Origin of the sequence: Sphingobacterium sp. xlx-130, assembly GCF_011007405.1 — a bacterium.
GTDB classification, from domain to species: domain Bacteria; phylum Bacteroidota; class Bacteroidia; order Sphingobacteriales; family Sphingobacteriaceae; genus Sphingobacterium; species Sphingobacterium luzhongxinii.
Map to the genome: position 1 here is coordinate 535,925 of NZ_WFKN01000006.1, position 10,197 is coordinate 546,121.

Consider the following 10,197-nt stretch of genomic DNA (forward strand, 5'->3'; position numbering starts at 1 on the left):
TATACGCCAGCACTAGCTACCAGCGTATAGTCTTATTAATTCGTATAAACCTGCTAATACAGGGTTTATTTCTCAACGGATAATATACGAATATAATTTAATCAATACCAAATGATTAGGATTTATTAACATTAAAACTGATAGACCAGACCAGCCGTCAGTCCACCATGGAATGTATTATTTTTTGCATCCGCTTTCCACAGCTTCCACAGCGGTTTCCCATCTTGGTCGGCAACCTCCGCGGCCTGCGAATAATTGAGAGATGGCGCGACATAAGCGCGGAGGTGTGAAGACAATAACAGCGATGGGATCAATTGCAGCGAACTGCGCGAAGCATCCTTCCATCCCATACTCTTGTCCATATGCATCCGCTGCGTCAGTTCGGCCGATAGGGCAAATCTATGGCGCTCCAGCAGAGTAGCCCCCAATCCGACTTCCACTCCATATTTATAAGCATCATGATCCAGGTAGGTACCCATTCCCAAGATACTGTACATAACCCGGCCTCCTGATCTAAAGTTTACGCCTATAAAACCACTCTCATCGGCAACTAGTCCCAGCTGCCTCCTTCCATTCTTTATCCAGTTAAATAGCGCAATAGGGTAATCACTACTATCTGCAATATTGATTAATGTAGCAAGCTGTACACCTTTGACTTTCTTAGCTATATTCATCAGTCCTGACACCTGGTTTCCTGCGGTCTTCGTCGCAATATTAATCCCTCCCGCCATCTGTATCCCCTTCACTACACCAGCCCTATTCATTACCCCGGCCAATTGGTACTGTACGGTATCCTTTGTATAATTGACCCCACCGGCCAGCTGTCCGCCCTTCACCTCTTTCGCTATATTGATCACTCCAGTGAGCTGTAGCCCGCGAACGGTATCCACTTTATTCCAGCCACCGGCCATCTGTACCCCCTTCACATTACGCAACACCACATTGCCGACTCCAGCGATCTGCACACCTGACACATCCCCACCGACTACATTCACCCCTCCGGCCATCTGTACACCCCTGACCTTGTATTGATTAAGGTTGAAGCCCCCGGCAAATTCCACACCATCCACACCAGCTGTATATCCACCCAATATATTGATAGACACCTTGTTCACAATCTGCGAATTAAAGAAACCGTGCGTACTCAATCCCGGCGTCAACGACATCTGGTACGGGCTATAGATAAAGAACCCACCCAGATTAGCACTTTGTATGCGCTGCGATGCACTACTGAATGCTGCACCCAAGAAAGTCTTGTAGATATTACGGTTCGAATCCACCAATACATAATAGCCCACTTTCTTCGCTTTGCTGTCTTTAGACACGTCGATCGGCAACAAAAGAATCAATGTCGTATCCCTATAGTTTTCCTTATTAAGCCCAATGATCACCTTACTGTCCGGCTTTTTGACGTCTAGTTCAAAAAATCCATCCTTATTCGTCAACGTTGCATTCAGATAGGTCCCTTTATCATATACACTCGCAAAAGACAAAGGCTTATTGCTACGTAGATCACGCACATATCCCGAGATCATAGTTTTATTATGCTGCTTAATATCGATATCCACCTGCTCGACCACCATCCGCCAATCCGAGCGGCTGATAATAATATGCGAAGCCGTCTCCTTAAAGGAATACCGTGGACCGAGACAGCGTTCTAAGTAATCGATCAACACCCCGTTATGCGCATTCGCCTGGACCACGCTATCTAAGTCAATCAATTGGCTATTGTAAGAAAATAACAGCCCCTTGTCCTGCTGTAGCCGCTCCAAGAGCTGTCCTACAGAAGTCTTTCCATAAGCCGGCATCTTGACCACCTGCGCTAGTTTTGCCTGTGAAAATGCATCTGCCTGTGCCAGAATAAAAATAGACAACGCTACAAAAAACTTAGCTCTATTTATAAAGTAAACAATCAATCTAAAGCTTTTAATAAACTGGAACATAACCGGGTTATCCTTTAATATAATATACATTACCTTTTTTCTCAATTTTCAATTCAAAAGTTTTCAATACCACGTCCAGCATCTCGTTCAATGTCTGCCGCTCGAATGATGCTGTATAGCGCAGCACTTTGGTCTTATCATCCACCACAACAAACTTTTGGTCGAACGCCTTGCCCAGTACCTCAAATACACGGTTCAGTGGTGTATTCTCAAAAATAAACTGCTGATGGATGTAATACTTGTAGAGCTGATCCTCCACTGTATCCACCTTCACTTTCGTACGTGCCGTATCTTGGATCAGCACCCTATCATTAGGCTTCAGGCGTACGCTATTGCCGGCATGATCCACCCGTACCGATCCCGAAGAGACAATGACCTCCGTCTCGCCATCCGCTCTGCGCACATGAAAACTTGTACCCAGCACCGTAATCGTGCTTTTTCCACTCTGGATGACAAAAGGCTGTGTCGTATCCCGTTTCACATCAAAAAACGCCTCACCTTTGCTAAGTACCACGGTACGCTCTTTGGCCAGCCAGCCTTTTTTATAATCCAATACCGTCTTCTTATTAAGGTACACCGTGCTACCGTCCGGCAGTCCTGCCTGTTGCAGCCTATCGTTCGAATCCAGGGATAGATCAGTAGACAATGTCCATTTCAGAACACCTACCGAAGACATCAATAGCATCACTATCGCTGCCGCCACCATCCATGGCCTCCAGCCTCTGGAACGCTTCTCCTCCGTTAATACGAGCACCTTAGTGGGCTGTTCGTCCCGGAGCTTTACAAAATCGGCCCAGGCGCGATCCACGTCCACCTCCGGACTTTGATCCGAAGCACCGCTCCACTCCCATATCTTTTTCATATCCGTATATTCCTTTTCGTTTTCGGCGCTCTCCCTGATCCACGTTTCTACCACAATCCGCTGCTCCGCATTCAAATCACCACTTATATATTTTATCAATTCTTCCTTATTCATAATCCATTGATTAATAAAAAGACAACAACATTTAAATAATCCGCCAGATGAACCCTCAAGTGCCGAAGCGCCTTCGTCATATGCCCTTCGACAGTCTTCAGCGATAGCTCGAGCACTTTGGCTATCTCATGATATTTCAGCTCCTGAAAGCGGCTCATCTCGAACACCGCTCTGCTTTTTTCCGGCAATTTTGCCAGTGCGACATGCAATTGTTTCTTTAGCTCGGTATCTGTACCGTCGATATGCGTATCCAACGCTCCGCTCCGCTGTTGATAAGCCTCGTAGCGCTGCTTCAGCTGACCTCTTTTCAAGACATTCAGACATTCGTAATAAACCGATTTATAGAGATACGATTTGACGGAAGTATGGATGGTATTCTCCCAGTCCCTTTCCCAAAACCGTAAAAAAACCTGCTGCACAGCTTCTTCAGCAGCATCCGAGTCTTCTAGAATTTTGTAGGCATAGCCATGCAAAGCCTTAAAATGCTCCCGGAATACCTGCTCAAACTTTGTTTCTTTCTGCAAAGACATACATTCAATTTAATTAGTCATTTACTACAACTTACCTAGCTAAGACAGTCTATAGCGCTTACCCCCTTATTATTTTTTACTTTTTTTTATCCGTTCTTCCATTACGATCATTTTCCTGCACTTTTTTTAAAATAAAAGTAAGGGTATAGCTGCTATTAATTGTCAAAACTATAAAAAGGAATCTTATGCTACTACTCTTCTTTATCACGATCCTTGTACTCCTCTTCAGTATGGTGACCTACCTTCTGGCGCTATTGATCCGTATGGTACATGAGTTTAGCGAAAACTAAGGCACTTATGAACAGGATATATAATTTTGGAGGATTTCTGATCGGTAAGATACTACGCTACCGTAGCGCAGTCGTCACCCAGAATCTCGCCCGCTCCTTTCCACTGTCGGATTACAAGGAGCTATCGCTGCAACATCAACGGTTCTACCGCAATATGTGCCGTCTGATCGTAGAGCTATTACTCCCTAGCCGTCCAGAGCTCATCCTCTCGGCCGATCTGTACCGCACACTGCACCAGCAATATCGTGCGGATCGCCAGATCATTCTTCTGCTTGGCCATTATGGCAATTGGGAGATATTGGGCAAACTGCCACTACAGCTAGGACTCCCCATACAGTCGCTGTACAAACCTCAAAAAAACCGCTGGGTAGACCGCTTCCTACAAAAAAGACGGGGTCAATACGGATTACGCCTACTTCCCTCCCAGCAGGCGGCCAAAATCCTCCTAGACCAAACGGGTCACCCTTCTATTACACTATTTATAGCGGATCAGTTTCCGGGGCAAGCCAATGGACTGGCCATTGATTTTTTACAGCAGCCTTCCTATATGTTTATGGGTCCCGAGCGTATTGCCAAGCGCCTTGATGCATATGTGGCCTACATCGAGCTACAGGCCATTGGCAACCACAAATGGAAAGCCAACCTACAGCCCATCTGCCTGCGTGCAACAGATAGCCCCGACGGGCATATCACCACCTCCTATACCCGAAAACTGGAAAAGAGCATACAGCAGGATCCCAGCTGGTGGCTGTGGTCACACAAGCGATGGAAATAAAAATAAAAAAAAGCTAAGGGTATACTTTAGTTCGAGCATCATATATATAAACAGATTAATAAAATATATTAAATCAATAACCATGAAAAAACAATTAACGTATGGCCTGCTTCTGGCGGCAATGGGATTCGGTCTTAATCAGGAAACAAAAGCACAAGAAGTGGATTTTGGTGTTAAAATCGGTGGCCAGTACCATATGCCATCTTTCTGATGCGGACCAGCTAATTCAAAATCTAGCACCAGAAGGCTGGACTAATACCCCCTATCACTTCCCCTTCGCTGTTATTGATGACGAGCGAGAGGTACTATATCATAGCTATGCTATCGTAGCTGCGAATTACGAATCCAGATTCGGATTGTTAGCGCCAGCGTATCTCTGCAAGGGCTATAAGAAAGTTGAAAAACATACCGCTGCTAATGGTCAATACAGAGCCGAGGCATCCGAATTTACCTATCTGGTCAACCATGCCCTAAAGCAACTCCTTAAGAAGGGCTGTTTTATCAAGGTCAATGCTCCCGACTACGATTATCACATTGCTAAAAAGCTCCTACACGAATACCAAGAGGTCCTTGCTATGGAACTAGATCTTGCCAATGCAGTGATAAACGGCATGCTCAAGCTCAGTACAGCACGTAAACAGATCATCAAGCATATAGACCTCAGCGAACTGTACGCCATTGTACTTGCGGCATTCGAAATGATGGGCTATGATTGGCGATACGGTCATAAAAAATTAGAATCCCTCTGGGCCAGTAGTCAGATTGCAGGCTGGGTAAATAACCATAAAGGAAGCTATAGCCAAGAAAGCTATCTCGCACAAATGGAAGAAAGTCTGGCTGAAGTAGTGGCGCAGGAACCACCCAACACAGTGCGTGGCTACATTAAAAATTATAAACACTTTCCAAAGGGGTATCCGCCGACGATAGACTATATCAGGGAGATATCATTAGACATGGGCTATTAATTTAAGAACAAGCAGATAATATTATGAACACAACAGCACCAATACAAAAGTCGACAGCGACATCCATCCTAAGCAAGGAAAACATACATCTGGCCATAGCCTTTGTATTATTATTCTTATGGTTTCATACGGCTATAGACAAATTTGCCGACCTATGGACATTTGAGGTTAATCTCGGTCGCCAGCCACTCCCAAAATGGAGTATCAAACCCCTGACTTATGTTGTGCCCGGTGTAGAATTACTGACAGGCATATTATTATTCTTACCGAAGACACGCAAATATGGTTTTTGGGTTCAGCTATACTACTGCTCATATTTACGGTCTATGTAGGTTTAGGATTGACAAAGGTACTGGGTCACGTACCCTGCTCCTGCTCAAAGATTATAGGCAGCTTATCCTGGCATGCACATTTCTGGCTGAATGCCTTCTTATTATCCTTATCCATCTTTGGACTTTATTACTACTGCCCAAATCTAAAAATAAAATCAAGCACTAATCATCCCTACACAACGGACCAGCCAATAGTGGACAGAGAGTTAAAATAAGGTCATCCAGCTGTACAGATGATTAGTTCTTAAACAAATAAAATAGTGAGGGAAAGCCGATGCCCTAATCAAGTAGGCACCATTAAAGAAAAGTGAGGTACCCCAAATGAAAAAGTATCTTTCAAAAACTTATCTAGTAGGCGTAATCGCCTTAACACTTGCGTTTGGATTGCAATCATTCCAAAAAGCGCAAGTCAACAAAAAAGCGGAAACGACACAAACTATGGTTTGGTTTCCGGCGAGTAGTCAAAATCAAACGAATTGCGAAGAAACTAATTCGTTTGATTTGGACAATGGCACAACAGTTAAACCTGATGGTTGTGAAGAAACACACTCTTACTGTTGTGCGCAAGGTTATCCAATATCAGATTGTGATGAAATCGCACCTGGTGTTTATCAATTGAAAGCAAGTCCACTTAATCCGGGACTTGTGATACGCTATAATCCATAGCTAGAATTCTTTTCTATTTCACTCAAGGGCGCCGATCAGGCGCCCAAAGCCTGATTTGGCTTCTCGTCAAGAAATTTCTCTTTGCTGCAGCCCATCCAAAGGCTGCAAAACAATAAAACATATATAATTTTCATGTCTGGTTTATTTTAACTGTGCGGTGATTCCCAATGCGATACTTCCTGTCTGTTTGGGGATATCTTTATAGTTGGGGTCTATATCACGGTTGTTCGCTGCCCAAATCAAACCTGTAGGCCGGGCATAACAATGTACAGTTAGGTTCGCAAATACCGAACTGCGTCGCAATGATTGGGCGAGATTGTACGAAAACTGTATATCGTCCAGGCGAATCATATCGGCTCTTTCCAATAACACAGCTGAGTTTATGTAAAACTGATCCCTTCCTGCCGGCAACTCGGGGCGGAATGCCGGCACATCCGTCCGCGATTCATCACCTACCTGTTGCCAGCGGGCAGCATAATCGGAATGCCCTTTCCACCACTCCACCATATTGCCGTACTGAATCGAAGATGCTCTAAAATAATGACCACCGCGATAACTCAGGTTAAATGAAAGTGACGCAGGCCCATAGTTAAAAGTATGCCGGAATCCTGCAAACCACAGCGGCTGCGTAGCCCCTGCATAATGCATGGAATCCAGTTTGGTCTGTCCTGTAATGCTGCTGTAGGTTTTGGATATCTGGCCATTCAGCCAGCCTTGTGGATCCCCCTGACTGTCCAGTCCTTCCCAGCGGTAACCGTACACAGCGAATACCGGCTTGCCCACCACAGGATTGACACGGCTCTCCGCAAGATAGGCACTACCATTACCAACAGGCATCAGGTATTTCGTGATTTCCGTCCGGGCGTAGCTACCGATCAGGCTAGGCATCCATTTCAGCTTTCCTTTACCTATACGGGCGTATAGACTTAAATCCCAACCCTGTCCTTTCATATTGGCTACATTACCAAAGAACGAACTTGCACCCAATGTGGGATCCAGGGGTGCGGTCCCCAACAGATCGACAGCGGTCTTGCGGTAGTATTCTATCGTTCCGCTCAGCATCTGATTTTTCAGCCCAAAGTCAAGACCTAGATTTAGCTGTTTCACCTTTTCCCAGCGCAGGCGTTCGTTAGGGAGTCCAACAATATCGGCACTGATCTCTGGTATAGCCCCGAGCTGTCTGTAACGCGCAGTGACCATCGCGTTTGCCCCGCGGACGAGGTTGCCGTTATGTCCTTAAGTAGCTCTTAATTTTAAAACAGGCACAGCCTCAAGTTTGTAAAAATCCTCTTTACTTAGTTGGTAAGCTAAGCCTAGCGACCATAGCGGCGTACCCTTCATATTGGTTTCAACACCATACAGATTAGCCGCATCATTACGTACACTAGCACTTAAGGTATACCTCGATTTATAGCTGTAAGACAAATTTGCATAGGTAGACAAAAATCGATCGAGCATTTCTGAAATTCCCTGTCCATTAGGAATCAAACTACTGGAGGTATTATAGGAGTTCTTGTAGCTCTGTCCAAAATTCATCTGACTGTTGGTCAGGCTCCCTTCCCGCTCGTACCCATAGAATGTAGAAGTAAGCCCCTTGGTCAGCACATCACGGATCTCCCATCCCAATATACCATGTACGTCATGCTGCCTCCAAGTTTTATCGACAGCCAGCTGCGCACGTCCTTGGTGCGATCGTGTACCGGATATGCGTTGCTCTAGGTAACCAGCCGAAGGAACAGGAAATTTATTGGTACCTGTCGGCTGATAAAAGCTATTGACCCGATGCCGGACAAAATAGGATTCTTTATCGTTTAAATAGTTCAGATCATCGCTTGACTGCTGAAACTGATACCGCAATTCGGCTGTCAGCCAATCCAACGGCCTATAGCGCACCGAAGTCTGTAATAAATTATCATTAAGGTAAGTATTGTACCTGCTATAACGGATGTCGTCATAGGGTCTATTACTCCAATCCACACCGGACTGATCGCTTATCGACTTCTTAATTGCAGCACCAAATGAATGCGGTATTACCAACGCGTTACCATTCTCGTCCAGCAGATCCGCATAGGGATACATACCTATCAGGCCACCTGCGTTCAGATTTACCCCTGGATTACTGCTACTGGTATTGCGCTGCTGTCCCAGCTGCATGGTAGCATCTATTTCCAGACCATCATAAAGCTTAAAACCATATTGACCACGCAATGTGAACCGACTGTTCGAATTGCCCAGCAGATGTTGCTTATCCTTATCCAGACCGGCAGAAAGATAATACTGTTGCCTATCTGAGCGACCACTGATATTAAGGCTATGCTGCTGTTGTACCCCCGTGCGATAAAAGTAATCCGTCAGATCGCTACGATAATCCATGGTCTTCCATTTATCGATCTGGCCACGTGCCTGCACTTCATCCACATCACCCGAACGAACTTTATCCAACAGCTCTACCAAAGGGCTTAACACCGGCCAACTAAAAGTATTCGTCAACTTACTATCATAGTAATTTCTTCCAAACATCAGCTCCTCCATTTCAATAAAATCCTTACTGGACATCACTGGAACATTATAAAGATCAGGACGGGATCGTATCGTCACATTACTATTGAGCTGGATATTGGGTTTTCCCGCTTTTCCCTTTTTGGTGCTGACAACAATAACCCCATTACCTGCCCTTGATCCCCATATTGAAGCTGCCGCCGCATCTTTCAGCACCGTCACAGACTCGATATCATTTGGATTGATGCTATTGATATCGCCTTCGTAGGGAAAATTGTCCAATATGATCAGCGGCGAAGCATCACCGAAAATGGTACTGCGACCTCGGATCAATATCGGATCAGGCGCTCCCGGTGTACGGTCGAACAGCATACCTGGCACCATATTCTCTAAACGGTCGATGACATTCGTGCCCATACGACGGTGAAAAAGCGCACTATCCACAACTTCAAAACTTCCTGTAGCCCGTTCTTTCGGTATATTCTGATAACCCGTAGAGACCACCTCGACCTCTTCAATTTCCTTGCTGCCGTCCTGCAGCTGTATCTTTAAAAAAGTAGTTGTATTATCATAAGAAACGCTTTGCTATTTATAGCCTATATATTTGATTAATAATGATCCATGTGATTTATCTACAGCGATGCTAAATGTACCTTTTGCATCTGTACGTACGGCGTTTTTGCCGTTCGTGACCGTCGCCCCTTCGATGATCGACCCATCGGCAGCCGAGCGTACCTCACCTTGGAGTACCGACCCCGGCTGCGTCTGAGCGACCGCCCCGCTTGTGGCGGGACTACTAAACACAACACAAAATATTATTAAACAAGCGGATAGCTTATGGCTGATAGCTCCCGGGAGCCACGACCCTCTGCCATACGTTCTTTGTTTAAGCCATTTTAAGCTCCTCTCCCGCATTGTTTTACTACCGACGACCATAGACTCCACTTTGCTCCCGAATGCTCTACAGCGCGCCCGAAAACCCCTTGAAATCAATCGATCGACATATAGGTCATCTGCGGGGTTGATGTCCGTGCGAGTGGGAGGAACGACAACGAAGCAACCGATCTCTCTTCCAGCAGGTCGTTCTGGTATCATCCCTCGTTCAACCTTCGTACGCGCACCCTCCGCTTCGACAAGGCTTCGAGTGCCCTTCGACTGTTCTTCGACAGCGCTTCGGGACGGGTTCGAGACTGCTTCGACACTCCTTCGGGTGCTGTTCGA

At 45.6% G+C, this 10,197-nt stretch carries 12 protein-coding genes; 6 read left to right on the forward strand and 6 right to left on the reverse strand.

What is annotated here, in order from left to right; genetic code table 11:
* Positions 1–131 precede the first annotated feature (131 nt).
* Genes G7B18_RS13855 through G7B18_RS13865 form a run of 3 tightly spaced genes read right to left on the reverse strand, consistent with a single transcriptional unit; the run spans position 132 to position 3,449 of the window.
* On the reverse strand, positions 132–1,973 hold the full coding sequence (locus G7B18_RS13855) for a carboxypeptidase-like regulatory domain-containing protein (protein ID WP_164123135.1): 1,842 nt from the start codon (positions 1,971–1,973) through the stop codon (positions 132–134).
* The gene (locus G7B18_RS13860) at positions 1,951–2,919 is read right to left on the reverse strand and encodes a FecR family protein (RefSeq protein WP_164123137.1); all 969 of its coding nucleotides are present in this window, start codon (positions 2,917–2,919) and stop codon (positions 1,951–1,953) included. Before G7B18_RS13860 ends, G7B18_RS13855 begins: the two co-directional genes overlap by 23 nt.
* A complete protein-coding gene (locus tag G7B18_RS13865; RefSeq protein ID WP_164123139.1) occupies positions 2,916–3,449 on the reverse strand; it encodes an RNA polymerase sigma-70 factor in 534 nt (177 codons plus the stop codon). Before G7B18_RS13865 ends, G7B18_RS13860 begins: the two co-directional genes overlap by 4 nt.
* 297 nt (positions 3,450–3,746) lie before the next feature.
* Between G7B18_RS13865 and G7B18_RS13870 the strand changes: the two genes are divergently transcribed.
* The 6 genes from G7B18_RS13870 (at position 3,747) to G7B18_RS13885 (ending at position 6,477) form a co-directional block, all read left to right on the forward strand.
* Entirely contained in the window at positions 3,747–4,514 is a 768-nt protein-coding gene (locus tag G7B18_RS13870) for a lysophospholipid acyltransferase family protein (protein WP_164123141.1), read from the forward strand.
* An 82-nt stretch (positions 4,515–4,596) separates the two neighbouring features.
* Positions 4,597–4,725 carry a hypothetical protein gene (locus G7B18_RS19240; protein WP_262886627.1) on the forward strand — a complete coding sequence of 43 codons (129 nt, stop codon included), beginning with the start codon at positions 4,597–4,599 and terminating at the stop codon, positions 4,723–4,725.
* On the forward strand, positions 4,697–5,479 hold the full coding sequence (locus G7B18_RS13875) for a hypothetical protein (RefSeq protein ID WP_205601719.1): 783 nt from the start codon (positions 4,697–4,699) through the stop codon (positions 5,477–5,479). The genes G7B18_RS19240 and G7B18_RS13875 overlap by 29 nt, the downstream gene beginning before the upstream one ends.
* Positions 5,480–5,502: 23 nt before the next feature.
* Positions 5,503–5,811, forward strand: a complete 309-nt coding sequence (locus G7B18_RS13880) for a MauE/DoxX family redox-associated membrane protein (RefSeq protein WP_164112431.1) — start codon at positions 5,503–5,505, stop codon at positions 5,809–5,811.
* Positions 5,769–6,026, forward strand: a complete 258-nt coding sequence (locus G7B18_RS19430; protein WP_370626377.1) for a MauE/DoxX family redox-associated membrane protein — start codon at positions 5,769–5,771, stop codon at positions 6,024–6,026. The genes G7B18_RS13880 and G7B18_RS19430 overlap by 43 nt, the downstream gene beginning before the upstream one ends.
* Before the next feature lie 106 nt (positions 6,027–6,132).
* Entirely contained in the window at positions 6,133–6,477 is a 345-nt protein-coding gene (locus tag G7B18_RS13885) for a hypothetical protein (protein ID WP_164123143.1), read from the forward strand.
* Positions 6,478–6,618: 141 nt separating this feature from the next.
* Here G7B18_RS13885 and G7B18_RS13890 read toward each other — a convergent pair whose 3' ends face one another.
* The 3 genes from G7B18_RS13890 to G7B18_RS13900 form a co-directional block, all read right to left on the reverse strand.
* Positions 6,619–7,677: a TonB-dependent receptor domain-containing protein gene (locus G7B18_RS13890; RefSeq protein ID WP_164123145.1), complete on the reverse strand. Its 1,059-nt coding sequence runs from the start codon at positions 7,675–7,677 to the stop codon at positions 6,619–6,621.
* A gap of 36 nt (positions 7,678–7,713) precedes the next feature.
* Positions 7,714–9,480, reverse strand: a complete 1,767-nt coding sequence (locus G7B18_RS13895) for a TonB-dependent receptor plug domain-containing protein (RefSeq protein ID WP_164123147.1) — start codon at positions 9,478–9,480, stop codon at positions 7,714–7,716.
* 81 nt (positions 9,481–9,561) lie between these two features.
* On the reverse strand, positions 9,562–10,197 hold a 636-nt coding region (locus tag G7B18_RS13900), incomplete at its 5' end, for a carboxypeptidase-like regulatory domain-containing protein (protein ID WP_164123149.1).